The sequence below is a fragment of the Paracidovorax avenae ATCC 19860 genome, from assembly GCF_000176855.2.
Taxonomy (GTDB): Bacteria; Pseudomonadota; Gammaproteobacteria; order Burkholderiales; family Burkholderiaceae_C; genus Paracidovorax; species Paracidovorax avenae.
Genome location: NC_015138.1, coordinates 876163 through 900415, shown reverse-complemented (window position 1 = coordinate 900415; position 24253 = coordinate 876163). Strand labels below are relative to the sequence as shown.

The following is a 24253-nucleotide window of genomic DNA, read 5'->3' as shown; positions in this document are numbered from 1 at the left end:
ATTCTTCGGGGGAAACCCTTATCGTTGGCTTAATGCCCGCAGGCCTGCGGCATGCCGCGCTCAGGTGGCGCGCAGCAGCAGCCGCACCCGGGTGCCCCCGCCGGGCGGCACCTCGGGCACGGGCAGGTCGCCCCCCATGCGGCGCAGGGCCTTGAGGGCGATGGGCAGGCCCAGGCCGGAGCCTTCCGAGCCGGATTCGCCTGCGCGCCAGAACGGCGCCAGCATGGCCTCGCGGTGCGCCTGCGGCAGCGGCGGCCCGTCGTCGTCCACCTGCAGGCACCATCCACCACCGGGCAGCCCGGGCTCGGGCACCAGGTCCACGCGGATGCGCCGGCCGCCATAGCGGATGGCGTTGTCCAGCACATTCGCCAGCGCCTCTTCCAGCAGCAGCGGCAGCGCCAGGGCCTGCGCGCGGTACCCGTCCTCCCGCAGGCCGTCGCCGGCCTCGACCGACTTGCCCGCTTCGGCCGCTGCCGCCGCGTAGCGTTCCATGGCACGCAGCGCCAACGGCGCCAGGGCCACGGGCTCCACCGCCGCGCCGGCATCCACCCCGCCGTGGGCCAGGGACAGCAGCTGGCGCACCAGCCGCGTGGCCCGGTCTGCGGCCGAATGGAGTTCGAACAGCACCTCCGCATCGGGCGGCTGCGCCGGGTCGGCCTGGTACACCCGGCGCAGGTCTTCCACCAGCAGATGGATGCCGGCCACGGGCGTGCGCAGCTGGTGCGCGGCATCCGAGATGAAGCGGCGCTCCGAATCGACCGATTCCCCCAGGCGCCGCAGCAGGTCGTTGGTGTGCTGCACCATGCTGCGGAGTTCGTCGGGCACGTCCTCCAGCGGCAGGGGGGACAGGTCGTCGATGCCGCGCCGCCCCATCGCGTCGCCCACGGCACGGGCCGGCTGCAGGCCGCGGCGCACGCCGAACAGCACCAGCGGCACGATCACGAACCCCAGCACCGCGACCGGCAGGAAGATCGACTGCGCCAGCTCCCGGGTCAGCATCTGCCGCTTGGCCACCGACTCGCCCACGATCACCCACACCCCCGGCGAGCCGGCATGGCGTGCATGCACCGCCACCTGCCGCAGCCGCCCCCAGGGCGTGTCGTGCTCGAAGAAGAACGATCCGTCGGCATCGCCCTGCCGGTCGCCCCGCTGCGGCGGCAGGGCGAGCTCGGCATTGCCGGCCAGCACGGCCCCGTCGTCGGTGCGCAGCGTGAAGTGCGACGGCGCGAAAGAGTCATAGACCATGGACGACGCCGTGCGGGCATCGATGGCCAGCACGGGCCCGTCCGGGTTCCACTGGATCTGCGACGCCAGCGCCACGGCATCGTCGCGCAGCACGCGGTCCAGCACCAGCTGGGTCGCCCGGCCGGTCAGCCAGAACGCCGCCAGCGACGCCGCCACGGCCGAGGCGATCCAGGTCCACAGCAGCGGCGCCACCAGCTTGCGCCGCAGGCTGTTGGCGCCGTGCAGCGGCCACGGCAGCGGCCGCGTCACGGCTCGGCCTCCATGGCATAGCCGACGCCGCGCACCGTGACGATGGCCACGCCGCTGCCGGCGAGCTTGCGGCGCAGCTTCAGGATGTAGATCTCCACCGCGTTCGCGCTGAAATCCGTCTCCCAGGTGGACATGGCGGAAACGATCCGGCTCTTGGCCACCGCCTTGCCGGGCGACGCCATCAGCAGCTCCACCAGCGCGGCCTCGCGCGGGCTCAGCGGCAGCCGCTCCTCCCGCAGGCGCAGCTCCCGGCTCTCGGTATCGAAACTCAGGTCGCCGATGCGCAGCACATTGGTCATGAGCCCCTTGCTGCGCCGCCGCGTGATCGCCCGCAGGCGGGCGACCAATTCCTGCGCCTCGAACGGCTTGGCCAGGAAGTCGTCCGCCCCTTCGTTCAGGCCGCGCACGCGCTGGTCCAGCTCGTCGCGGGCCGTGAGGATCAGCACCGCCAGGTCGCGCCGCTGCTCCCGCCAGCGGCGCAGCACCTCGAAGCCGTCGCGCCGCGGCAGGCCCAGGTCCAGCACCGCCGCCTCGTATTCGGCCGTGGCCACCGCCGTCAGGGCCAGCTCGCCATCATTGGCGACATCCACCTGCCAGCCCTCGGACTGCAGCATCCGGCGGATGCCGAGCCTGAGCGCGGGGTCGTCTTCGACGACGAGGATGCGCATGTCAGTTCCGCCCCCCGCGGCACGGCCGGCTGCGGCGAACGGAAAGCGGAAGAATCGGGAGGTGGATCACGGGAGCACCGGGCCGGACGTTTCGGACATGGCCGGGATTATTGGCCGCGGCCTCGCGCACTGCACGGCCACCCGGAGAAAAAAGCCCTGCAGCCTGGGCATGCCATCGTCTCAGGCAGAGGCGCCACCATCAGGAGCGTGCATCGCAGGTGCGTCCTGACAGCCCACCTCGACTCAGTTAGACTGAGAACCGTTCTCACTTACTCGGCGCCCTGCCGAGGTTATGAAGGGTCGGGGTATGGCAGCCGTGGAAACGGCGCTGCAGCAGCATGTCAGTGCGCTGTATTGCGAACATCATGGATGGTTGCTGGCGTGGCTGCGCCGCAAGCTCGGTTGCGGACACCAGGCGGCCGATGTGGCCCATGACACGTTTCTGCGCATCCTGGGCACGCCCACGGTGCTGCCGACGCTGCGCGAGCCCCGCGCCTACCTGGTCACCACCGCCAGGCGCCTGCTGATCGACGAGGCGCGGCGCCGCGTGATCGAGCAGGCCTACCTGGACGCGCTGGCCGTGGTGGCTGGCACCGATGGCGGACCTTCGACCGAGCAGGTGGTGGAGACGATACAGGCGCTGGTGCGCATCGAGGCCGCGTTGCAGGACCTGTCGGCCAGGGCGCAGCAGGCTTTTCTGCTGCATTACCTGGAAGGGCTGCCGCATGCGGAGGTGGCGGCCGCGCTGGGCGTGTCCACCCGCATGGTGCAGAAGTACCTGGTCCAGGCGCTGGTGTGCTGCCACCAGGCAGTGGACGGGTGAGCACCTTGCCACACGAGATTGCCGCCATCACTGAACAGGCCGCCGAATGGATGGTGCGCCTGGGCAGCGACGACGCGGAAGAGCGCGCCCGGGCCCAGGCCGGCTTTGCGGCCTGGAAGGCGCAGGATCGCCGCCACGCGCAGGCGGCAGCGCGCATGGAAGCCTTCATCGACCAGATGCAGGCGGTACGCGGGCAGGCTCCCGGGGGCGGCCAGGCCGCGCACGCGGCGATGCTGGCGGCATCGCAACTGCGCCGCCGCCAGCGCGCCGCACGGTGGGGCAGTGCGCTGGCGCTGGCCGCGGTGCTGGCCCTGCCCGCGTGGTGGCTGCTGCGCGACCACCCCGCCAGCCCCTGGGCACAAGAACTGGCCGACCTGCGCAGCACCGAAGGACAGTGGCGCCACCAGGTGCTCGACGATGGCTCGCAACTCACGCTGAGCGGCGCGGGCGCGTTGCGCTGGCGCCTCGATGCGCAGCAGCGCGTGGTGGAACTGCTGCGCGGCAGCGTCCTGGTGCAGGTGGCGCACGACGCGTCGCGGCCCTTCTACGTGCAGACGCCGCTGGGCCGGGTGCGTGCGCTGGGCACCCGTTTCACCGTGACCTACGACGCGGCCGGCGTACGGGTGGAAATGCTCGAATCGCGCGTGGCGGTCCAGACGCCGCAACAGTGGCAGTCCGGCAGCCACGAGGCCGTGGAAGTCAGCGCGGGCCAGCGCGTGACCTTGGGCGATGCCGGCGTGGGCCGCGTCGAGCGGCTGGACCCGCAAGGCGTGGAGCAAGGCTGGCGCCGCCATCAACTGGTGGTGGATGACCGGCCGCTGTCCGAGGTACTGGACGAACTGGCCCGCCACCACACGGGCAGCCTGCACTTCGACCGGGCTGCACTGTCAACGGTGCGCATGACGGGCGTGCTGCCGCTCGATGACACTGGGCAGGCGTTGCAATTGCTGCAGCAGACCTTCCCGCAGTTGCGGGTACGGTCGCTCGCCTCGCGCTGGGTATGGGTGGGCCTGGCGGCGGCGTCCTGAGCAGCACATTTTTTTGCGTGAAGAGGTTCCGGTTTTGCGTTCTGGCCCGTCAAGGGCTGTGAACCCAATGAACAAAGGATCTCCCAACATGCGCGACTCAATGCGTTCCAGCCCGCGCGGCGGCCTCCCGCCCCTGGCACTGTCGCTGACCCTGGCCCTGGCGGCGCTGTCTCCTGCGGTCCACGCCCAGTCCGACGCCTCCGCCGTGGTTCAGTCTTATGACATCCCGCCCGGCGCGCTGGGCCCGGCGCTCAACCGCTTCGCGCAAGAGGCGGGCGTATCGCTGGCCGTGGATGCCAGCCGGGTGGCCGGAGCCACCACCGCCGGCCTGCAGGGCCGCTATGGCGTGGAAGAAGGCTTCGCGCAACTGCTCCAGGGCAGCGGTTACGCCATCCGGAAGGTCGGTGCCGGCTATGGGCTCGCGCCTGCACTGCCTGCCGCGGCGCCCGCGGCCGGTGGGCGGGACCGCACGGGCGCCCAGGCGGCCCCGGCGCAGACCGTGACCGCCGGCGCGGCCGCCCCTGCCAGTGCCGCGGCGGAGGCCGCCCCGGCAGTCCGCACGGCAGAGGGCCGCGACACGCTGGAAACGGTGACCGTGTCGGCCTCGCGTTCCAACATGGAGGCCGAGAAGGCGCCGCAGACGGTGCAGGTCATCACGCGCGCGCAGATCGAGCAGCAGCTGTCGCTGTCCACCAATTCGTCGGACGTGCTGAGCAACCTGATCCCGTCGTACACGCCCAGCCGCGGCAAGATGAACGGCAGCGGCGAGACGCTGCGGGGCCGCACGCCGCTGATCCTGGTGGACGGCGTGCCGCAGTCCAACCCCATCCGGCCCACCGGGCGCGAGGCGCACACCATCGACTTCGCCATGATCGACCGGGTGGAGGTGGTGCAGGGCGCCAACGCCATCAACGGCCTGGGCGCCACGGGCGGCACCATCAACCTCATCACCAAGCGCCCCGAGAACGGTGCGCTCAACCAGCACGTGGACATGCAGGCCACCATGCCCGCCGGGCACGGCGGCAGCGACAGCCTGTCCACCAAGATGGCCTACAGCGCCAATGGCCGGCAGGACAGGCTGGACTACCTGTTCTCCATCGCCGCCGAGGACCAGGGCCTGTGGCGCGACGCGCAGGGCCGCGGCATCGGCGCGGACAACACCCAGGGCGACCTGATGGATGCGCGCAGCTATGACGTGCTGGGCAAGCTGGGCTACTGGCTCGACGACGACCAGCGGCTGCAACTGTCGATCAACCGCTACCGCATCAAGTCGCAGGCCCACTACATCGGCGTGGCGGGCGACCGCACGCGCGGCATTCCCACCACCTCCATCGAAGGCACGCCAGCGGGTGCGCCGCCCTTCAACGAGGTCCAGACCTCGGCCATCACCTACAACCACTACAACCTGGCGGGCATGGAGCTGTCGGCCCTGGCGTTCAGCCAGGAGTTCGAGGCGCTGTTCGGCGGCGACCGCTCGGCCACCTTCCAGGACCCGCTGATCGCGCCGCGCGGCACGCTGGTGGACCAGTCCCGCGCCAAATCATCCAAGCTGGGCACCAAGGTCACGCTGACCAAGGCCGACCTTCTGGACAGCCGGCTCAAGCTCACCGGCGGCTTCGACACGCTGGTGGACAAGGGCAAGCAGGACCTGTTCGGTACCGGCCGTACCTACGTGCCCGAATCGGAATACCGCAACCTGTCGCTCTTCCTGCAGGGTGAGTACCGGCTGCTCGACCAGGTCACGCTGCACGGCGGCGTGCGCAGGGAATCCGCGGACCTGAAGATCGACAGCTACCGCACGCTGGCGGCCTACAACCGCGTGGCGGTGCAGGGCGGCACGCTCGACTTCGACGAGACGCTCTACAACGCCGGCATCGTCTTCGAGCCCGCCAAGGACTGGAACGTCTATGCCAGCTATTCCGAAGGCTTCGGCATGCCGGACGTGGGTCGCGTGCTGCGGTCCATCAACACGCCGGGCCAGAGCGTGGACGACATGAAGAGCCTGAGCCCCATCGTCACCCAGAGCGTCGAACTGGGCACGCGCGTGAAACGCGGTGCCTGGGACGCCGAGGCCAGCTGGTTCCGGTCGTCCTCCGACTACGGCACGCGGGTGCTGCGGGTGAACGAGGCCTTCATGCTCGCACGCGAGAAGAACCGCATCGACGGGCTGGAGGCCAGCCTGGGCTGGCAGGTCAACCGCGCCCACAAGGCCAGGCTGGCCTATTCGCGCACCAAGGGCCGCTACGACAGCAACGGCGATGGCCACCTGGACGCGCGGCTCGACGGCCTGAATATCGCGCCCGACCGGCTGGTGGCCAGCTGGACGGCGCAATGGAATGAACAGCTCTCGTCCTTCGTGCAGGTGCAGCGTGCCTTCAGCCGCACCTTCGACAACCCGGCCATGAATTTCAGCGGCTACACGCTGGTGGACGCCAGCGTGCAGTACCGGCTGCCCAAGGGCCGGCTGCGGCTGGCCGTGGCCAACCTGTTCAACCGCGACTACATCACCTACTACTCGCAAAGCGCGCTGGTGGAGCCGCTGCGTTACTTCGCGGGCCGCGGCCGCACGCTGACGCTGGGCTATTCGCTGGACTTCTGATGGCTTACAGCGCAGTGACGGTGGCATGCACCGCGGCACGTACAGTGGTGGCCGTGGCTGGCGGCTATGGCGTGGTGCATCTGGCGATCGTGGCCACCGCCAGCGCGCTGGCCCGCGGCGGGCTGGCGCCGTCCGATGCCGTCGTGGCGGCCGCCATGCTGGGTTTTCCGGCCTACCTGGGCGTGTTGCTCTGGGCGCTGGCATGCCCCCGGCTGCTGCGCCTGGCCGGCGTGCTGGGCCTGGCCGCCGCGGGCTGTGCCGCGGCGGGCTGGTGGCTGCAACCGGGCATGCCTGCATGAACGCGGCCCCGGCTACCACTGCCAGCTGGCGCAAGCGCATGGCCGGTGTGCACACCTGGTGCGGCATCGTGCTGGGAGTGTTGCTGCTGGTCGTCTTCTGGATGGGCACGCTCAGCGTGTTCGACCGGGAACTGGACCGCTGGATGATGCCCGCCACCCGGTTGCCGGCGCCGCACCGCCCGCCGCCGCTGGACGCGCTGCAGCCCGTCGTCCAGGCGCTGGTGCCGGCCGGCGCGCGCCAATGGCGCATCGACTGGGCCACGCCACGCACGCCCGTGCTGCGCCTGTCCTGGCAAGGCCCGGACGGCGTGCGTGGCCAGCGCTACCTGGATGCGGCCACGCTGGCCGTGCTGCCCGCACCGGAGACCTGGGGCGCCAGCGGCTTCATTTTCCCGTTCCACTATGGCCTGCATTGGGACTGGAAGGACCTGGGCAAGTGGCTGGTGGGCCTGGCCGGCATGGGCATGCTGGTGCTGCTCGTGGGAGGCGTGGTGATCCACCGCCGCCTGCTGGCGGACTTCTTCACCTTCCGGCCGCGCAGCCGGCTGCCTCGCAGCAGCCTGGACCTGCACAACGTCACGGGCGTGATGGGCCTGCCCTTCCATGTGGCGATCACGATGTCGGGGCTGGTGATCTTCTGGTCGCTGTACTTTCCGCAGGCGCACGTAGGCGTCTACGGCGACGGCCCCCAGGCCCGCGCCGCCTTGCAGGCCGACGGCTATGGCCGCTACCAGCGCCCGCGCGCAGGTCCGGCGACAGCCCCCATGGCATCGCTGGACGCCATGGCCGACGCGGCACGCCGCACCTGGGGCGCGGGAGCGGAGCCGTACTTCCTGCGCGTGTGGAACCCGGGCGACCGGCATGCCACGGTGGAGCTGCGCCGCTCCTATGCGCGCGAAGTATCGATGAACCTGGACCAGCTTTTCTTCGACGCCGCCACCGGCCGCCCCCTGCACCGCTTCGAGGCGGCGCCGGCCATGGGCGTGCAGCGCTTCATCTCGGGCCTGCATTTCATCCAGTTCGAGCATCCGCTGCTGCGCTGGCTGTACTTCGGATTGGGACTTTCGGGCTGCGTGCTCATCGCGAGCGGCCTGGTGCACTGGCTGGCAGCACGGCGCGCGCGCACGCCACCGGGCCTGCGCTGGCGCCTGGTCGAGTCGCTCTGCGTCGCCGGCACGACCGGCACCGTGGTGGCCACGCTGGCCTTCCTCGCTGCCAATCGCCTGCTCCCTGATGCAGCGCATGCCATGGGCTTGGCGCGTGCGGAACTGGAGGCCGCAACGTTCTACGGCACCTGGCTGGCCTGCCTGGCGCTTGCGCTGGTGCGTGGTCCCAAGGCCTGGCGCGATCAGGCCATGGCCATCTCCGGCCTCGCGTTGGTCTGCGTGGTGCTGAATGCGCTGACGACGGGCGCCTACGGCGCGTCGTGGTCGCGCACGCCGGCAGCGGTGGTCGGGGTGGACATCATGTTGCTGCTGCTGGCCACCGTGGCAGCATGGTCTGCGCAGCGCATGGCACGCGGAAGTGCCGCCGCATGAGCGGGGGCGCGCTGACAGCCTGCGCAGCGGCCTGCCTGGGCGCCGCATGGTGGCTGCTGTACCTGGCGACCCGGCGGGTGCAGGACACTTTGCCCACACCCATATCCAGCAGATCGGTTGCGGGCCTGCGAATCGTTTCGGCAGGACTGGGGGCGCTGGCATGGCTTGCGTGCGCCGCTGCCGACGGCATCGCCATGGGAACATTGCTCTGGGCCACTTTGTGGAGTTCCAGCGGCTTCGGCCTCATGGCCTTGCTGGTCTGGGCGCCTCGACGGATGGGGCGCCTGGCACTGGCAACCTTCGGCCATCTGCGTTGCCAGGGCTCTCCCTAGCGCCGGAGATGCAGCAGCGGATACGGACGGCCCTGCCCGTCCAGCGGCGAGCGGCCCACGACCTGAAAGCCCCGGCGCCGGTAGAAGTCCAGGGCCTGGGTGTTCTGCTCGTTCACGTCCACCTCCGGCGCGTCGGTGCGCTCCATCAGCGCGGAGCCGATCCCGGAGCCCCGCGCGGCCGGGGCGATGAACAGCATTTCGATCTTTCCGGCCGCCGTGCCGATGAACCCGGCAATCCCGCCATCGGCGCCGACCGCGACCTGCAGATCGACCGCCGGCAGATATTGCTCGCGCAGCACGGGGCGCAGCGCCTCGATCTCGGACACGGGCAGGAAATGGTGCGTGGCCCGGACGGAGGCTTCCCACACTTCGGCGATGGCATCGAAGTCGGAAACGGTGGCAGGCCGGATGGAGATCGTCATGCAGGGCTCCAGGAAAAAAGCCTTGCAGGCTTTGGACCTGCAAGGCTTTTTGTGTCTGGTGGCGCTTCACGGATTCGAACCGCGGACCTGTGGATTATGATTCCATCGCTCTAACCGACTGAGCTAAAGCGCCTGAGCCCTCAAGTATAGCGCTTTTTTCAGAGCGCACAACAACTTCCTGCAGCCGCGGGCCAGGCCGGCAGGCGTCTCCAGCAGGCCGGGCCGTAGAATTCCACGCTTCAGCCCCTGGATGAACACCATGACCCGCTGCAAGCCCCCCACGAACCGCATTCCCTTCCCCTCCATGCCCCGCGCGGCCGCCCTGCTCCTGGCCCTCGGCGCGGCCGCCCCGGTCTTCATGGCCTTTCCGGCCGCCGCGCAGCAGGTGCAGCCCGGCATGGGCGGCGTGCGCAACTTTCCCGAGGCCGCCCAGCGCGGCACCCTGGTGGTCCTCAGCACGGCCGAGGCCCAGCTCAATGGCAGCACCGTCCGCATGGCGCCCGGCCTGCGCATCTTCAGCCCGCAGAACACGCTGGTGATGGCCCACTCGGTGATCGGCCAGTCGTTCACCGTCAACTACACGATCGAGCCCGCCACCGGCCTGCTGCACACCGTGTGGATCCTCACCAAGGCGGAGGCCGCCGTGCCCCGCAAGGGCAGCGGCGGCGGCTCCTTCTTCGATTCGCTGTTCGGCTCCGGCAGCTGAACGCACTGGCCGCTCCGGCGGCCATCGCCGTTCCCACCCCCTCCCCATGTCCCGGCCGCTCCCGCGCGGCCCGGATCCGGCGCCCGCACGGCGCCGCCCCTCCCTTTTCCGGAATTTCCCGCCATGGCCAAAAAAGTCTTCGTCAAAACCTTCGGCTGCCAGATGAACGAGTACGACTCCGACAAGATGGTGGACGTGCTGCATGCCGCCCAGGGCTACGAGCCCACGCAGAACGCCGAAGAGGCCGACCTGATCCTGTTCAACACCTGCTCCGTGCGCGAGAAGGCGCAGGAAAAGGTCTTCAGCGACCTGGGCCGCTTCAAGCACCTGAAGGCGCGCGGCGTGAAGATCGGCGTGGGCGGCTGCGTGGCCAGCCAGGAGGGCGACGAGATCATCAAGCGCGCACCCTACGTCGATGTGGTCTTCGGCCCCCAGACCCTGCACCGCCTGCCCGAGCTGCTGGCGCAGCGCGAGGCCCTGGCCCGCCCGCAGGTGGACATCAGCTTTCCCGAGATCGAGAAGTTCGACCACCTGCCGCCCGCGCGCGTCGAGGGCGCGAGCGCCTTCGTCTCCATCATGGAAGGCTGCAGCAAGTACTGCAGCTACTGCGTGGTGCCCTACACCCGCGGGGAGGAAGTCAGCCGCCCGTTCGACGACGTGCTGGTGGAGGTCGCGGGCCTGGCCGACCAGGGCGTGAAGGAGGTCACCCTGCTCGGCCAGAACGTGAACGCCTACCTCGGCAAAATGGGCGGCACGGCCGAGGTGGCGGATTTCGCCCTGCTGCTGGAATACGTGGCCGACATCCCGGGCATCGAGCGCATCCGCTTCACCACCAGCCACCCCAACGAGTTCACGCCGCGCCTGATCGACGCCTACGCGCGCATCCCGAAGCTGGTCAGCCACCTGCACCTGCCCGTGCAGCACGGGTCGGACCGCATCCTGATGGCCATGAAGCGCGGCTACACGGCCATGGAATACAAGAGCACCATCCGCAAGCTGCGCGCCATCCGGCCCGACCTGGCCATGAGCAGCGATTTCATCGTGGGCTTCCCCGGCGAGACCGAGGACGACTTCGGCAAGATGATGAAGCTCATCGACGACATCCACTTCGACAACAGCTTCAGCTTCATCTTCAGCCCCCGCCCCGGCACGCCCGCCGCCAGCCTGCACGACGACACGCCGCACGAGGTCAAGCTGCGCCGCCTGCAGGAGCTGCAGGCCGTCATCAACGCCAACATCAAGTCGATCAGCGAAAGCCGCGTGGGCACCGTGCAGCGCATCCTGGTGGAAGGCGCGTCCAAACGCGACGGCAGCGAGCTCATGGGCCGCACCGAATGCAACCGCGTGGTCAACTTCGCGGGCCACCCGCGGCTCGTCGGGCAGATGGTCGATGTCACCATCACCGAAGCCAAGGCCTACACGCTGCGCGGCGAGGTGGTCACGGCGGACCACGGCGCGCTGGCCGCGCACTGAGGCAGAGGGCCGCATGGGCTTCGCCGCGCGCCTCTTCCGCCGCCAGCAGGGCGTCGCCGCCCTCGGGGGACTGTCGTTCCAGCAGATGCTGCTGCTGGCCTTCCTGCTCATCGCCGGGCTGCAGGGCGCCAGTTCGCTGCGCGCCATCTTCACGCTGGAGCAGCTCATGGTCCAGAGCCGCAACGGCGCGGCGGAGGCCATCCAGCTCAACGCCGCGGCCCAGAGCCTGAACGCCCGCGGCCAGACGCTGGAGCGCGCCGCCCGGCAATCGCTGGTGCTGGCCGACCGCTCGCTGCGCCGCCGCTTCGACGACATCTCGCGCGAGGCGCACGAGATCCTGCAGCGCCTGGAAACCAAGGGCCTGCCACCCGAACTCGCCGCGCAATGGCGCGCCCACCTCGCCCAGGTCACCGCGCTGCTGGACGGTCCTCCGGCCCTCTCGCTGGACAACGAGCGCGCCGTGGCCGGGCTCTTCCTGGAACTCGACGGCGTGAACGGTGCCATTGCCCAGTCCGTACAGGACATCAACACCCGCCGCAGCGCCGAACTGCAGGAAAAGATCGAAGCCAGCCGCCGCGAGGTGACCCACCAGGTGGTCGGGGTGATCGTACTGGCCCTCGTGCTTGCCCTGGCCCTGGGCATCTGGCTCGCCCGGCCATTCAAGCGCCTGGAGCACGCCATCCGCCTGCTGGGGGAGAACGAACTGGCCCAGTCCGTGGAGATCCCCGGTCCGGTGGACATCCGCCGCGTGGGCCAGCAGCTCGAATGGCTGCGCGTGCGGCTGCTGGAGCTGGACGCCGACAAGGCCCGGTTCCTGCGGCACATCTCCCACGAACTCAAGACCCCCCTGGCCTCCATGCGCGAGGGCGTCGCCCTGCTGCAGGACGGCGTGACCGGCGAACTGGGCGCGGGCCAGCGCGAGGTGGTGGACATCCTGCACCAGAATACCCTGGTGCTGCAGGGCGAGATCGAGGCCCTGCTGCGTTTCAACGCCGCGGCCTTCGAGGCCCGCCAGCTGCACCGCGCGCCCACCGACCTGCTGGCGCTGATCGAGGCCCAGGTCGAGACCCAGCGCCTGCAGTGGCAGGCCCGCAAGCTCGACGTGGTGGTCGAAGGAAGGCCCGTCACGCTGCCGGTGGACGCCGAGAAGATCGCCTCGGCCGTGGGCAACCTGCTCTCCAACGCGATCCGTTTCTCGCCCCAGGGTGGCAGGATTCTGATTCAACTCATACGTTTCGAAGACCGCATCCGCATCGATGTGACCGACGAAGGCCCCGGCGTGCATGAAAATGACCGTGCCCGCATCTTCGAGCCTTTCTACCGGGGGGTGCGGCAGCCGGAAGACGCCGCGCGCGGCACCGGCATCGGCCTGTCCATCGTCCAGGAGTACGTCGCCGCCCATGGCGGACGCGTGAGCCTCGTCGAAGCCGGCGAACGTACACCCTTCCGCATCGAACTGCCCCATGCCTCCTGATCATCCGCTGCCGCGCCATGGCGCACGCCCCCGCGCCGGTGCCGCGCGCCCCGCAGGGGCGCACCTGGCGCACCTGACGCATCTGGCAATAGCGACCGCATTGGCCCTGCTGGCCGGCTGCGCTGCCGCGCCCGAGCCCGCGCCGGCCGAACCGGTGCCGGCAGTCCCCGCTGCCGTGCCGGAACCCTCTCCCGCGCCCGCGGAGGAGCCGGACAAACCCGACGCGGACGCCGCAGGCATGCCGTCCGCGGAGGGCAGCGCCCCGGCAAATGCCGAGTCCGCCCGTCCACCCGCTTCGCTGCCGCGCCAGATGCTGCTGTACGCCGACCGCATCCGCAGCCTGCCGCCGCCCGAACTCATGGCCGAGATCGCCCGCCTGTCGGACGCCCAGGCCAATGCCGGCAGCCCCCCGGAAAAATCGTTCCAGCTGGCCCTGGTGCTGCTGCAGACGCGGCAGCCGGCCGACACCGCGCGCTCGCTGGGCCTGGTGCAGAAGCTGCTGTCCGACAACCGGCCGGCCGCAACATCGCTGCAGCCGCTGGCACGGCTGCTCGAGAACCGCCTGCTCCAGCAGCGCCGGCTGGAAGACCAGCTGGACCGCCAGTCGCAGCAGCTCAAGGACGGGCAGCGCCGCATCGACCAGCTGAACGAGCGCCTGGAGGCGATGCGCGCCATCGAGCGCAGCCTCAATGCCCGCCCGGGCGCCCCCGGCAACGGCCGGGCCGCGCACCCCGCACCGACCGAATCCCCCCGCTGAACCGGCCCCGAGCATGCCCGCCACGCCCCCGACGAAAACCTCCGCGCCCCGCCCACGCATCCTCGTGGTGGACGACGATGCCGACATGCTGCGGCTGCTGTCGCTGCGCCTGAACGCGGCCGGCTATGAAATCACGGCCGTACCGTCCGCCGAAGCCGCACTCGCCCAGCTGGAGACCAGCCGCCCGCAACTCGTGCTGAGCGACGTGCGCCTGCCCGGCCGCGACGGCCTGGCCCTGTTCGACGAGGTTCGCTCGCGCCACCCCTCGCTGCCCGTGATCCTGCTCACCGCGCACGGCACCATTCCCGATGCCGTGGAGGCCACGGCGCGCGGCGTGTTCACCTACCTCACCAAGCCCTACGACGCCAAGGACCTGCTCGACAAGATCGCGCAGGCCCTGGCGCTGAGCGCGCCCGCCACGCGGACGCCCCAGGCCGACAGCACCTGGCGCGCCGAGATCGTGAGCCGCTCCAACCGCATGGCCGACCTGCTGGCCGAGGCCCGCATGGTGGCCCAGTCGGACGCCAGCGTGCTGCTGCTGGGCGACAGCGGCACCGGCAAGGAACTGCTGGCGCGCGCCATCCACCGGGCCAGCCCCCGCGCGGCGCGGCCCTTCGTGGCCGTCAATTGCGGCGCCATCCCCGAGGCCCTGCTGGAGTCCGAGCTGTTCGGCCACATGAAGGGCGCCTTCACCGACGCGCACAGCAACCACAAGGGCCTGTTCCAGGCGGCCGACGGCGGCACGCTGCTGCTCGACGAAATCGGCGACATGCCGCCCGCGCTGCAGGTCAAGCTGCTGCGCGTGCTGCAGGAGCGCGCCGTGCGCCCCGTCGGCGCGAGCCAGGCCACGCCGGTGAACGTGCGCATCGTCTCCGCCACGCACCGCGACCTGGAGGCCGCCATGGCCACCGGCCAGTTCCGCGAAGACCTCTACTACCGCCTCAACGTGGTCACGCTGACGCTGCCCACCCTGGCCGACCGCCGCGAGGACATCCCGCTGCTGGCCAACCACTTCCTCGACCAGCTCGCGCGCAAGTACGACAAGCGCCTGTCGGGCTTTTCGCCGGAAGCGCTCAAGGCGCTCACGGCGGCGCCCTGGCCCGGCAACGTGCGGCAGCTCTACAACGTGGTGGAGCAGGCCTGCGCGCTCTCCACCACGCCCCTGGTGCCGCTGGGCCTCGTGCAGCGCGCGCTGCGCACGCCCACCGCGCAGGTGCTGAGCTTCACCGAGGCGCGCCAGCGCTTCGAGCGCGAATACCTGGTGGACCTGCTGAAGATGACCGATGGCAACGTCGCCGATGCCGCGCGGCTGGCGCAGCGCAACCGGACCGAGTTCTACCGCCTGCTGCAAAAGCACGCGCTGACGCCGGGCCAGTTCAAGAGCGACGGGGCTTCGCCAGACGATGTCGCCGAAGAGCGACAAGAATAAGTCATTGATTCAAAAGGAATTTTCCTTTTCACCGGTCTCGGTGGTCGCTGGTTTGCGACAAAAACCGGGGTTTCGGGGCCCTCCAGGCCCTCCGCACAACTACTTACATGGCTTCTCGCTCATAAGTCCTTGATGCAAAAGGATTTTTCCAGGCTGGCACAGGGTTTGCCCTATTGCTCGCATGCCACAGGCCTACTCCCCCTCCAGCGCTGCGCCGACACCGGCCGCAACGCGTTCGCGAGAGGGTTACGCACCTGTCTTCCTGGAACACCACAACCGAGTGAGCACAACCATGGAATCCCTATCCTCCCGACCGGCAGCCGCGCCCCGCAACACCGCGGGCACGCCCGCTCCCGCCGTGGTGGCGCGCCGTGGCGCACGCTACCCCCGACCGGTGGAATCGTCGCGCAGCACCCTGCGCGAAGACCGCCATCCCAATTCGCTCACCGCACCGCCCGTGCATCGCGGCTCCATGGCGCCTCTGCCCTGGCGCGGCTTCTGGAACAGCATCGGCACCGCCGTGCTGATGCGCCTCAATGGCCGCAAGGCCTCCCCCGCCACGGCACCCGCCGCGCCGCAGGAGCCCTGGGAGCGCGCCGCCCGCCAGCGCCGCAACATCTTCCTGCTGCTGGCCCTCGCCACCAGCGCCCTGGCCACGACGCTCTTCGCCGGCGTGCAGCCCAGCTATGACAGCGCCTGGCTCGAATACGGCCAGCTCGCCCTCTTCGCCCTGCTCTCCACCTGGGTGGTGACCGGCTTCCTCACGGCCATGATGGGCTTCTGGGTGATGCTGCGCGGCGACCGCCACGCCCTGTCGGCGAAAAGCGTCCGCAACGACGTATTGAGCCCCGACGCCCGCACCGCGATCATCATGCCGATCTGCAACGAGGACGTGGCCACGGTGTTCGCCGGCCTGCGCGCCACCTGCGAATCGGTGGCCGCCACGGGCCATGCGAAGACCTTCGACGTCTTCGTGCTCTCCGACAGCTACGACCCCGAAATCGCCGCCGCCGAGCGCGCCGCCTGGGAAGAACTGCGCGCCGTGCTGGCCGCCAACGCCAACCAGCCGCAGGTCGAGGTGTACTACCGCCTGCGCACCCGCCGCAGCCACCGCAAGGCCGGCAACGTGGCCGATTTCTGCCGCCGCTGGGGCAAGGACTACAAGTACATGGTGGTCCTCGACGCCGACAGCGTGATGAGCGGCGACTGCATCGTCTCCATGGCCAAGCTCATGGAAGCCCATCCGCGTGCCGGCATCATCCAGACCGCCACCCAGGCCATCGGCCACGTCACGCTGCACGCCCGTGCCCAGCAGTTCGCCTCGCGCGTCACCGGCCGGCTGTTCACGCTGGGCATGCAGTTCTGGCAGCTCGGCGAATCCCACTACTGGGGCCACAACGCCATCATCCGCGTGAAGCCTTTCATGGACCACTGCGCCCTGGCCCCCATCAAGGGCACGGGCGGCATGAGCGGCGGCATCATGAGCCACGACTTCGTCGAGGCCGCGCTGATGCGCCGTGCCGGCTACCACGTGTGGCTGGTGTCCGACCTGGTGGGCAGCTATGAACAGCAACCGCCGGACCTGCTGTCCGAACTGCAGCGCGACCGCCGCTGGTGCCAGGGCAACCTGCAGAACGCCCGCCTGATGGCCGAGCCCGGCATCCACCCCGTGCACCGCGCCATGTTCGTGACCGGCGCCATGGCCTATCTCTCGGCCCCCCTGTGGCTGGCCTTCATCACCTTCGGCACCGTGCTGTGGCTGTCCGGCGCCCGTCTGGTGGCCGACTGGAACGTGCTGCCCGGCGAATTGATGGCGCTGTGGGCGTGGACGCTGTGCATGCTGTTCCTGCCCCGCGTGCTGGGCGTGGCCGCCATCCTCATGAAGGGCGAGCAGAAGCAATACGGCGGCACGGCCAGCGTGTTCAAGAGCGCCGCCCTGGAAAGCGCCATGGCCATCCTGCAGGCGCCCATCCGCATGCTCGGCCACTCGCTGTTCGTGATCGTCGCCCTGACCGGCCTCAAGCTCGACTGGAAGTCGCCTCCCCGCGAAGCCAATGCCGTGCCCTGGAAGGACGCCCTGCGCCAGCTGGCCCCGATGAGCCTCGTGATCGCCCTGCTGGGCGTGGGCGTGGCGCTGATCGATCCCACCGCGCTCGTCTGGCTGATGCCCGTGGGCCTGCCGCTGGTGATGGCCATTCCCCTGGTCGTGCTGTCCAGCCAGATCGCCCTCGGTCGCACCCTGCGCGCCCAGCGCCTGCTGCTCATCCCCGAAGAGGCCTGGTCGCCGCCGGTGCTGCGCCGCGCCTGGATGCACGCCACCCAGCTGAAGAACGGCGGCCCGCTGCGCCAGCCCGCGCCGCTGCTCAAGGCGGCCTGAGGCACCGATTGCCCCTCGTGCGCGCACGGCGCGCACTTTCAAGCCGGCCCTCTGGGCCGGCTTTTTTCATGGGCGGGCGCCCGTGCGCGGCCCAGCAAAAAGCCCCGCGGTGGCGGGGCTTCGGCATGGAGCAGGCAAAAGAGGATCAGAACGGCAGCTTGGGCATGCCGCCTCCGCCGAAGCCCTTCATGCCGCCCATCTTCTTCATCATCTTCATGAGGCCGCCGCCCTTCATCTTCTTCATCATGCCCTGCATCTGGTCGAACTCGTTGAGCAGGCGGTTCACCTCCTGCACCTGAACGCCCGCGCCGGCCGCGATGCGCTTCTTGCGCGTGGCCTTGATGATCTCGGGCTTGCGGCGCTCCTGGGCGGTCATGCTCTGGATGATGCCTTCCTTGCGGCGGATGTCCTTCTCGGCCTTGTTCATGTCCACCTGGCCGGCCTTGGCCATCAGCTCCGAGGGCAGCTTGTCCATCAGGCTGGAGATGCCGCCCATCTGCTTCATCTGCTGCAACTGGCCGAGGAAGTCGTTCAGGTCGAAGCCGTCGCCGCTCTTCACCTTGGCGGCCAGCTTCTGCGCGGCCTCCAGGTCGACGCCCGCGCTCACCTGCTCCACCAGGGCCACGATATCGCCCATGCCCAGCACGCGGCCGGCATGGCGCTCGGCATCGAACACTTCCAGGCCGTCGATCTTCTCGGAGACGCCAGCGAACTTGATGGGCGCACCCGTCACCTGCCGCACCGACAGGGCCGCGCCGCCGCGGGAATCGCCGTCGAGCTTGGTCAGCACGATGCCGGTGAGCGGCAGCGCCTCCTTGAAGGCCTTGGCGGTGTTCACCGCATCCTGGCCCTGCATCGCATCGACCACGAACAGCGTCTCGACCGGGTTCAGGGCCGCGTGCAGTTCCTTGATCTCGTTCATGAGCGCCTCGTCGATCGCGAGGCGGCCGGCCGTATCGACCAGCAGCACGTCGAAATAGTGGCGGCGGGCGTGGTCGATCGCGGCGCGCGCGATGTCCAGGGGCTTCTGGTCGGGCGTGCTGGGGAACCATTCGGCACCCGCCTGCTTCGTCACCGTCTTGAGCTGCTCGATGGCCGCCGGGCGGTACACGTCGCCGGAGACGGTGAGCACCTTCTTCTTGCGCTTCTCGATCAGGTGCTTGGCGAGCTTGGCGGTGGTCGTCGTCTTGCCGGCGCCCTGCAGGCCCGCCATCAGGATCACGGCCGGGGGCTGGGCGGCGAGGTTGATGTCCGACACGCCCTCGCCCATGGTCGCGGCCAGCTCGCGGTTCACGATGGAGACCAGCGTCTGCCCCGGCTTGAGCGAGCCCAGCACTTCCTGGCCCAGGGCCTTTTCCTTCACGCGCGCGATGAAGTCGCGCACCACCGGCAGGGCCACGTCGGCCTCCAGCAGCGCCATGCGCACCTCGCGCAGCATGTCCTGCACGTTGGATTCGGTGATGCGGGCCTGGCCGCGCATCTCCTTGACGAGCCGGGAGAGTTTTTCGGTGAGGGCGGATGCCATGGGACGTATTCCGGTTGGGCGGGCCGGACGCTGCATCCGGGCCGGGCCGCCGGGGCAGCGGCGGGCTAAACTGTGGGCCCATGATTTTACCCAGCGTCTCCCCCGCCCACTGGCTGCTCTCCCTGGGCGCGGCGCTGGCCTACGCGGTACCGGCCATTGCGGCCGCCCGCATCGGCGCGGAACGCGGCCGCGCAGCGCTGTGGGTGGCCTGGGTGCTGCACGCCGCGGTGCTGGCCTGGAGCCTGCTGGGCGACACGCCCCGCTTCGGCTTCGCGCCCGCGCTCTCGATGACGGCCTGGCTCGTGCTCACCGTCTATGCGATCGAGCACCAGGTCTTCCCGCAGATGCGCACGCGCTGGATGCTCGCCGCCCTGGGCGCCGCGGCGGTGCTGCTGGCCCTGGTGTTCCCCGGGCAGCCGCTGCACGTCAACGCCTCGGCCTGGCTGCCGCTGCACCTCGCCCTGGGCATCGCCTCCTATGGCCTCTTCGCCGCGGCCGTCGTGCACGCCTGGCTCATGACCCGCGCCGAGCGGCGCATCCGCCAGGCGGCGGATCCGCGCAGCGGGGTACCCCTGCTCACCCTGGAGCGGCTCACCTTCCGCTTCGTCGTGGCCGGTTTCGTGCTGCTCACCGCCACGCTCGCGGCGGGCCTGCTGTTCGGCGAAACGCTCTACGGCCGCGCATGGAACTGGGACCACAAGGCCGTGTTCTCCGTGCTCTCGTGGCTCACCTTCGCCGTGCTGCTCATCGGGCGCTCCCGGTTCGGCTGGCGCGGCCGCATCGCGGTGCGCGTGCTCTATGCCGGGGCCGGCCTGCTGCTGCTGGCCTACGTGGGATCGCGCTTCGTGCTCGAAGTGGTGCTGGGGCGCTCGCTGTGAAATACCTCGTGCTGCTGCTCGTGCTGGCCGTCGCCTTCTGGCTGTGGCGCGGCGGCGCGCGGCGCGGCCAGGTGGCCGGCACCGAGGCCCGCGCCCGCCTGGCGAAGCCGCAGGACATGGTGCCCTGTGCCCACTGCGGCGTGCACGTGCCGACCTCGCAGGCGCTCGCGCACGGCGGGCACACCTATTGCGGCCCGGAGCACCAGCGCCTGGGCCCCCGCTAGGCCGCCGCGTGTCCCAGTGGTCCCACTCCACCCTGCAGGTGCCCGTGGCGGATCCGCCGTTCGCACGCCTGTGGACCAGCTTCCTCGCCGGCCGCGTGGTAGTGGCCGTGGCCCTGCTGCTGCTGCAGGCCCTGGGTTTCGCCTTCAACCAGGGCGCCGGCCCGGCCCTGACCGGGCTGTGCACGCTCTACCTGCTGGCGGCGGTGATGACGCTGGCCATCTCGGGCGAGAAGCCGCCCCCGCCGCAAGCCGGCATCCGCTGGCTGCCCACCATCGGGGTGGACCTGGCGCTGATCGCCAGCCTCCAGATGCTGCAGTCGGGCGCGATGAACTACACGCCCCTGTTCGGCCTGCCCATCCTGATGGCGGGCGTGCTGGGCACCCTCACCCTGGCCCTGGGCACGACCGCGGCCGCCACCCTGCTGCTGCTGGCCTGGACCTGGTGGCTGGGCGGCGCGGGCACGGCCGAATCGACGCAGCGCTACTTCCAGGCCGCGCTGACGGGCACCGGCTACTTCATCGTCGCGTACCTCGTCCACCAGCTGGCCACGCGCCTGCACCGCGAGCAGCAACTGGCGCTGGAAGGCCAGCTCGCCGCGAAGCTGCAGGAGCAGGTGAGCGCGCTCGTGATCGACCACCTCTCCGACGGCGTGATCGTGGTGGACGGCCGCGACACCGTCCGCCTCGCCAACCCGGCCGCGCTGCTGCTGCTCGGCGAATCGCCCCAGCCCGCCCCGCCGTTCCCGCTCACGAGCTCGCCGTCGTGGGCCCCCCTGCTCGACATGGCCCGGCAGACCTTCCGCCTGGCGCAGCCGCAGGGCGCCGACGTGGACATCCTGCAGCCGGGCCAGAGCCCGCTCGCGCTGCACGTGCGGACCTGGCTCACGGCCTCGCCCCTGATCGCGCTCGACACCGGGGGTGCGCAGATGTGCGTCATGTTCCTGCACGACCTGCGCGAGATGGAGGCGCGCCTGCGCACCGAGAAGCTGGCCGCCATGGGCCGCATGTCCGCCGCCGTGGCCCACGAGATCCGCAATCCCCTGGCCGCCATCGTGCAAGCCAACGCGCTGCTGGAAGAAGACCTGTCCGACCCGGCGCACCGGCGCCTCGCCCACATGGTGCAGCAGAACGCCGACCGGCTCGCCCGCATCGCGGAAGAGGTGCTGGACATCGCACGCGTGCAGCACCAGATCGACCATGCCCCCGCCGGCACGCTGCCGCTGGACGACTCGGTGGCCCAGGTCTGCCGGGACTGGCAGTCGCACCACCCGCACAGCCGCCGCGCCCAGCTGTCGCTGCATGCGGCGGGCATGCAGGTGGAATTCGATGCCGACCACCTGCGGCGCGTGCTGGTGAACCTGCTGGACAACGCCCTGCGCTACATGGGCGCCGAGCCGGACTCGCTGTGCATCTCCACCTATACCAATGCCGGAGGCCAGGCGCACCTGCAGGTCTGGAGCGATGGCGCGCCGCTGGACAAGACCGTGGAGCGCCACCTGTTCGAGCCGTTCTTCTCGTCCGAGAGCCGCTCCAGCGGCCTGGGCCTCTACATCTGCCGCGAACTCTGCCAGCGCCATGGCGCCTCCGTCGGCTACCAGCGGCTCACGCGGGTGCTGGAGCGCGGCGCCATCGGCGGCAACGCATTCACGGTGGCCTTCCGCCGCGCCGCCAGGCCGGGCGGGCCGTCGTCCACGCTGTTTGACACAATCGTCGTCTGACACTGCCTGCCCGCTCCGCCATGAACGCCCCCGCCGCCACCATCCTGGTCGTCGATGACGAGCCCGACCTGCGCACGCTCTACGAGCTCACGCTGCTGCGCGAGGGCTATCGCGTGGAAACGGCGGCGACCGTCGAGGAGGCGCGCCGGCAGCTCCAGACCCGGCGGTTCGACGCCGTCATCACCGACATGCGCCTGCCGGACGGCTTCGGCATGGAGCTGCTGCAGGAGATCCGCCAGCAGAAACGGCGCGAGCGCTGCGTCGTGATGACCGCCTACGGCTCTGCGGAGAACGCCGTCGAGGCGCTGCGCTCCGGTGCGTTCGACTACCTCACCAAGCCGGTGGACCTCAAGCAGTTCCGCTCCGTGGTCGCCTCGGCCGTGCAGGGCACGGGCGGCGTGCCGCCGCCCCGCTCCGCGCGGCCCGGCCCGCCGGGGGCCGCCAGCCTGTCCGGTCTCGATCCGCTCGTGGGCGACTCGGAGGCCATGCGCAACGTCAAGCAGCGCATCGCCAAGGTCGCGCGCAGCATGGCCCCGGTGCTGATCCGGGGCGAATCGGGTACCGGCAAGGAACTCGTCGCCCGCGCACTGCATGGCTGCAGCCAGCGCGCCGACGGCCCGCTGGTGGCCGTGAACTGCGGCGCCATCCCCGAGAACCTGCTGGAGGCGGAGTTCTTCGGCGCGCGCAAGGGCTCCTACACCGGCGCCAGCCAGGACCGGGACGGCTACTTCCAGGCCGCCCGCGGAGGCACGCTCTTCCTCGACGAGATCGGCGACCTGCCCCTGTCCATGCAGGCCAAGCTGCTGCGCGCCATCCAGGAGCGCAGCGTGCGCCCGCTGGGGTCCACCCAGGAAGACACCGTGGACGTGCGGATCGTCAGCGCCACCCATCGCGACCTCGCCGCCGACGTGCAGGCGGGGCGCTTCCGGCAGGACCTCTACTACCGCCTCAACGTGATCGAGGTCGTGATCCCGCCGCTGCGCGAGCGCCGCGAGGACCTTCCCGCCCTGTGCGCCGCGCTGCTCGACCGCATCGCCGCGGAGACCGGCCTGCCCGCGCCCCCGCTGACCGGCGAGGCCCTGGCGGACATCGCCCGGCACCCGCTCACCGGCAACGTACGCGAACTGGAAAACCTGCTGCACCGCGCCGTGGCGCTGAGCGACGGCGGCGAACTGCACATCGAATGCCCGGCGGATGCCGCTGCCGGCACGCCGCACGCGCCGCGGCACGCAGCCCCGGCGTCCGAGACTTCCGAAGCGCCTGCCGGCACCGCGGATCCGCTCCCCGCGGCCCACGTGCCGCTGCCCAGCGACCTGCAGGGCTGGCTCGACCAGCAGGAGCGCGAGATCCTGGTGCGCGCCCTGCGCGAGCACGGGTTCAATCGCACGGCCACCGCCGCGCGCCTGGGCATCAGCCTGCGGCAGATCCGCTACCGCATCGACCGCCTGGCCATCGCCACGCCGCAGGACGACGACGCGCCGGACGACCATGCAGCCTCCTGACCTGATGAACGATGCCCCGGGGCCCGGCAGCGGCCCGGGCGAGGCCGGCCCGCGCTGGAACGGCGGCTGGTACCTGCCCGCCACGGCCCTGCCCTCGCCGAACTTCGGGCCCCGCCCCGCCCGGGCCGCCATCGATCTCATCGTGGTGCATTCCATCAGCCTGCCCCCGGGCGAGTACGGCACCGGCGAAGTCCAGCGCCTCTTCACCAATGCGCTGGACTGGGATGCGCATCCCTACTACGCCGGCATCCGCGGCCTACAGGTATCGGCCCACTTCTTCATCGAGCGCAGCGGGCGGCTGTGGCAGTTCGTGGACTGCGGCGACCGCGCCTGGCATGCGGGCCCGTCCGCCTACCGGGGCCGGGACAACTGCAACGACGACTCGATCGGCATCGAACTGGAAGGCCTGGAAGGCGACACCTTCGAGCCCGCCCAGTACGAGGCGCTCGGCACGCTGTGCCGGGACATCGCGCAACGCTACCCCGTGGCCCACGTCGCGGGCCACGAGCACGTCGCGCCCGGACGCAAGCGGGACCCCGGGCCGGGGTTCGACTGGCACGAACTGCAGTCCCGGTTCGGCAACCCGCGCATCGCCTTCCCGCCGCAAGTCAAGCCCTTCTGACCGGCGAGCAAGGGTTTTCCCGAAGCGCTGGCGCGGACGAAGGCAAATCGCGACACTCGCTCCCCTTGCGCCCCACCAGCACTGGCGCCGGCCCGCACCGCGCTCCGGTCCCGCAACACGCGCCAGGCCTTGCGCCGCACGCCGGAACCACCATCCGGCGCGGCCTGCAGGACCGCCTCCCCACCCGCGTGCCAACGCATGGAAACATCGCGTGGCTACACGCATCGAATTTCAAGAGATACACTACATGTAGTGCCCAGGTAGTCATGTGACCACTACCTATAGCGTTTCGCATTACGCAATCAACTGGCGGTGTGCGCCTACACCACCGTCCTTTTTCTGCCACCCCATCCACCGAGGTTTCC

21 protein-coding genes and 1 tRNA gene are annotated in these 24253 nt (G+C 70.3%); 17 read left to right on the top strand and 5 right to left on the bottom strand.

Features of this window, described 5'->3' with window-relative positions:
* Window positions 1-60: 60 nt before the first annotated feature.
* Together ACAV_RS03975 and ACAV_RS03970 are read right to left on the bottom strand one after the other, a co-directional pair.
* Window positions 61-1494 carry a sensor histidine kinase gene (locus ACAV_RS03975; RefSeq protein ID WP_013593288.1) on the bottom strand — a complete coding sequence of 478 codons (1434 nt, stop codon included), beginning with the start codon at window positions 1492-1494 and terminating at the stop codon, window positions 61-63.
* The gene (locus ACAV_RS03970) at window positions 1491-2162 is read right to left on the bottom strand and encodes a response regulator transcription factor (protein ID WP_013593287.1); all 672 of its coding nucleotides are present in this window, start codon (window positions 2160-2162) and stop codon (window positions 1491-1493) included. Before ACAV_RS03970 ends, ACAV_RS03975 begins: the two co-directional genes overlap by 4 nt.
* A 307-nt stretch (window positions 2163-2469) precedes the next feature.
* On the opposite strand from ACAV_RS03970, the gene ACAV_RS03965 reads away from it, so the two are divergent.
* From ACAV_RS03965 to ACAV_RS25225, 6 genes are all read left to right on the top strand, one after another.
* Complete coding sequence (locus tag ACAV_RS03965; protein ID WP_013593286.1) at window positions 2470-2985, top strand: sigma-70 family RNA polymerase sigma factor; 516 nt, start codon at window positions 2470-2472, stop codon at window positions 2983-2985.
* Window positions 2982-4013 carry a FecR family protein gene (locus ACAV_RS03960; RefSeq protein WP_041828560.1) on the top strand — a complete coding sequence of 344 codons (1032 nt, stop codon included), beginning with the start codon at window positions 2982-2984 and terminating at the stop codon, window positions 4011-4013. Before ACAV_RS03965 ends, ACAV_RS03960 begins: the two co-directional genes overlap by 4 nt.
* 88 nt (window positions 4014-4101) lie before the next feature.
* Window positions 4102-6612 (top strand): TonB-dependent receptor, encoded by a 2511-nt coding sequence (locus ACAV_RS03955; RefSeq protein WP_013593284.1) that lies wholly within the window; start codon window positions 4102-4104, stop codon window positions 6610-6612.
* A complete protein-coding gene (locus tag ACAV_RS03950; protein WP_013593283.1) occupies window positions 6612-6911 on the top strand; it encodes a hypothetical protein in 300 nt (99 codons plus the stop codon). Before ACAV_RS03955 ends, ACAV_RS03950 begins: the two co-directional genes overlap by 1 nt.
* Window positions 6908-8449 carry a PepSY-associated TM helix domain-containing protein gene (locus ACAV_RS03945; protein WP_013593282.1) on the top strand — a complete coding sequence of 514 codons (1542 nt, stop codon included), beginning with the start codon at window positions 6908-6910 and terminating at the stop codon, window positions 8447-8449. The genes ACAV_RS03950 and ACAV_RS03945 overlap by 4 nt, the downstream gene beginning before the upstream one ends.
* Entirely contained in the window at window positions 8407-8781 is a 375-nt protein-coding gene (locus ACAV_RS25225; protein WP_081463105.1) for a DUF3325 family protein, read from the top strand. The genes ACAV_RS03945 and ACAV_RS25225 overlap by 43 nt, the downstream gene beginning before the upstream one ends.
* On the opposite strand, the gene ACAV_RS03940 is transcribed toward ACAV_RS25225, so the two are convergent.
* Both ACAV_RS03940 and ACAV_RS03935 read right to left on the bottom strand, forming a co-directional pair.
* Window positions 8778-9203: a GNAT family N-acetyltransferase gene (locus ACAV_RS03940; protein WP_013593281.1), complete on the bottom strand. Its 426-nt coding sequence runs from the start codon at window positions 9201-9203 to the stop codon at window positions 8778-8780. The two genes, ACAV_RS25225 and ACAV_RS03940, sit on opposite strands and share 4 nt — an antisense overlap.
* A 56-nt stretch (window positions 9204-9259) precedes the next feature.
* Window positions 9260-9336: transfer RNA gene (locus tag ACAV_RS03935), tRNA-Met, on the bottom strand.
* Window positions 9337-9453: 117 nt separating this feature from the next.
* Between ACAV_RS03935 and ACAV_RS03930 the strand changes: the two genes are divergently transcribed.
* The 6 genes from ACAV_RS03930 (at window position 9454) to mdoH (ending at window position 17419) form a co-directional block, all read left to right on the top strand.
* Window positions 9454-9909: a hypothetical protein gene (locus ACAV_RS03930; RefSeq protein WP_081463104.1), complete on the top strand. Its 456-nt coding sequence runs from the start codon at window positions 9454-9456 to the stop codon at window positions 9907-9909.
* A gap of 123 nt (window positions 9910-10032) precedes the next feature.
* On the top strand, window positions 10033-11382 hold the full coding sequence (gene miaB / locus ACAV_RS03925) for a tRNA (N6-isopentenyl adenosine(37)-C2)-methylthiotransferase MiaB (RefSeq protein ID WP_013593279.1): 1350 nt from the start codon (window positions 10033-10035) through the stop codon (window positions 11380-11382).
* Window positions 11383-11395: 13 nt separating this feature from the next.
* A complete protein-coding gene (locus tag ACAV_RS03920) occupies window positions 11396-12856 on the top strand; it encodes a sensor histidine kinase (RefSeq protein ID WP_011794030.1) in 1461 nt (486 codons plus the stop codon).
* Window positions 12846-13613 (top strand): hypothetical protein, encoded by a 768-nt coding sequence (locus tag ACAV_RS03915; RefSeq protein WP_013593278.1) that lies wholly within the window; start codon window positions 12846-12848, stop codon window positions 13611-13613. Before ACAV_RS03920 ends, ACAV_RS03915 begins: the two co-directional genes overlap by 11 nt.
* Window positions 13614-13626: 13 nt before the next feature.
* Window positions 13627-15042: a sigma 54-interacting transcriptional regulator gene (locus ACAV_RS03910; RefSeq protein WP_013593277.1), complete on the top strand. Its 1416-nt coding sequence runs from the start codon at window positions 13627-13629 to the stop codon at window positions 15040-15042.
* A 292-nt stretch (window positions 15043-15334) separates the two neighbouring features.
* Complete coding sequence (gene mdoH, locus ACAV_RS03905; protein ID WP_013593276.1) at window positions 15335-17419, top strand: glucans biosynthesis glucosyltransferase MdoH; 2085 nt, start codon at window positions 15335-15337, stop codon at window positions 17417-17419.
* Window positions 17420-17564: 145 nt separating this feature from the next.
* On the opposite strand, the gene ffh is transcribed toward mdoH, so the two are convergent.
* Complete coding sequence (gene ffh, locus ACAV_RS03900; RefSeq protein WP_013593275.1) at window positions 17565-18944, bottom strand: signal recognition particle protein; 1380 nt, start codon at window positions 18942-18944, stop codon at window positions 17565-17567.
* Window positions 18945-19024: 80 nt separating this feature from the next.
* Between ffh and ACAV_RS03895 the strand changes: the two genes are divergently transcribed.
* Genes ACAV_RS03895 through ampD form a run of 5 tightly spaced genes read left to right on the top strand, consistent with a single transcriptional unit; the run spans window position 19025 to window position 23888 of the window.
* Window positions 19025-19822 carry a cytochrome C assembly family protein gene (locus tag ACAV_RS03895; RefSeq protein ID WP_013593274.1) on the top strand — a complete coding sequence of 266 codons (798 nt, stop codon included), beginning with the start codon at window positions 19025-19027 and terminating at the stop codon, window positions 19820-19822.
* Window positions 19819-20046 (top strand): PP0621 family protein, encoded by a 228-nt coding sequence (locus tag ACAV_RS03890; protein WP_013593273.1) that lies wholly within the window; start codon window positions 19819-19821, stop codon window positions 20044-20046. Before ACAV_RS03895 ends, ACAV_RS03890 begins: the two co-directional genes overlap by 4 nt.
* An 8-nt stretch (window positions 20047-20054) precedes the next feature.
* Entirely contained in the window at window positions 20055-21764 is a 1710-nt protein-coding gene (locus tag ACAV_RS03885; protein WP_013593272.1) for a sensor histidine kinase, read from the top strand.
* A 20-nt stretch (window positions 21765-21784) separates the two neighbouring features.
* Entirely contained in the window at window positions 21785-23266 is a 1482-nt protein-coding gene (locus ACAV_RS03880) for a sigma-54-dependent transcriptional regulator (RefSeq protein WP_013593271.1), read from the top strand.
* Window positions 23253-23888 (top strand): 1,6-anhydro-N-acetylmuramyl-L-alanine amidase AmpD, encoded by a 636-nt coding sequence (gene ampD, locus ACAV_RS03875; RefSeq protein ID WP_013593270.1) that lies wholly within the window; start codon window positions 23253-23255, stop codon window positions 23886-23888. Before ACAV_RS03880 ends, ampD begins: the two co-directional genes overlap by 14 nt.
* Window positions 23889-24253 lie beyond the last annotated feature (365 nt).

Coding starts and splice junctions, on each gene's coding strand:
- ACAV_RS03970 (WP_013593287.1), bottom strand. CDS start 2,162: ATGCGCATCCTCGTCGTCGAAGACGACCCCGCGCTCAGGCTCGGCATC.
- ACAV_RS03965 (WP_013593286.1), top strand. CDS start 2,470: ATGGCAGCCGTGGAAACGGCGCTGCAGCAGCATGTCAGTGCGCTGTAT.
- ACAV_RS03955 (WP_013593284.1), top strand. CDS start 4,102: ATGCGCGACTCAATGCGTTCCAGCCCGCGCGGCGGCCTCCCGCCCCTG.
- ACAV_RS03950 (WP_013593283.1), top strand. CDS start 6,612: ATGGCTTACAGCGCAGTGACGGTGGCATGCACCGCGGCACGTACAGTG.
- ACAV_RS03945 (WP_013593282.1), top strand. CDS start 6,908: ATGAACGCGGCCCCGGCTACCACTGCCAGCTGGCGCAAGCGCATGGCC.
- ACAV_RS25225 (WP_081463105.1), top strand. CDS start 8,407: ATGGTCTGCGCAGCGCATGGCACGCGGAAGTGCCGCCGCATGAGCGGG.
- ACAV_RS03940 (WP_013593281.1), bottom strand. CDS start 9,203: ATGACGATCTCCATCCGGCCTGCCACCGTTTCCGACTTCGATGCCATC.
- ACAV_RS03930 (WP_081463104.1), top strand. CDS start 9,454: ATGAACACCATGACCCGCTGCAAGCCCCCCACGAACCGCATTCCCTTC.
- miaB (WP_013593279.1), top strand. CDS start 10,033: ATGGCCAAAAAAGTCTTCGTCAAAACCTTCGGCTGCCAGATGAACGAG.
- ACAV_RS03920 (WP_011794030.1), top strand. CDS start 11,396: ATGGGCTTCGCCGCGCGCCTCTTCCGCCGCCAGCAGGGCGTCGCCGCC.
- ACAV_RS03915 (WP_013593278.1), top strand. CDS start 12,846: ATGCCTCCTGATCATCCGCTGCCGCGCCATGGCGCACGCCCCCGCGCC.
- ACAV_RS03910 (WP_013593277.1), top strand. CDS start 13,627: ATGCCCGCCACGCCCCCGACGAAAACCTCCGCGCCCCGCCCACGCATC.
- mdoH (WP_013593276.1), top strand. CDS start 15,335: ATGGAATCCCTATCCTCCCGACCGGCAGCCGCGCCCCGCAACACCGCG.
- ffh (WP_013593275.1), bottom strand. CDS start 18,944: ATGGCATCCGCCCTCACCGAAAAACTCTCCCGGCTCGTCAAGGAGATG.
- ACAV_RS03895 (WP_013593274.1), top strand. CDS start 19,025: ATGATTTTACCCAGCGTCTCCCCCGCCCACTGGCTGCTCTCCCTGGGC.
- ACAV_RS03880 (WP_013593271.1), top strand. CDS start 21,785: ATGAACGCCCCCGCCGCCACCATCCTGGTCGTCGATGACGAGCCCGAC.
- ampD (WP_013593270.1), top strand. CDS start 23,253: ATGCAGCCTCCTGACCTGATGAACGATGCCCCGGGGCCCGGCAGCGGC.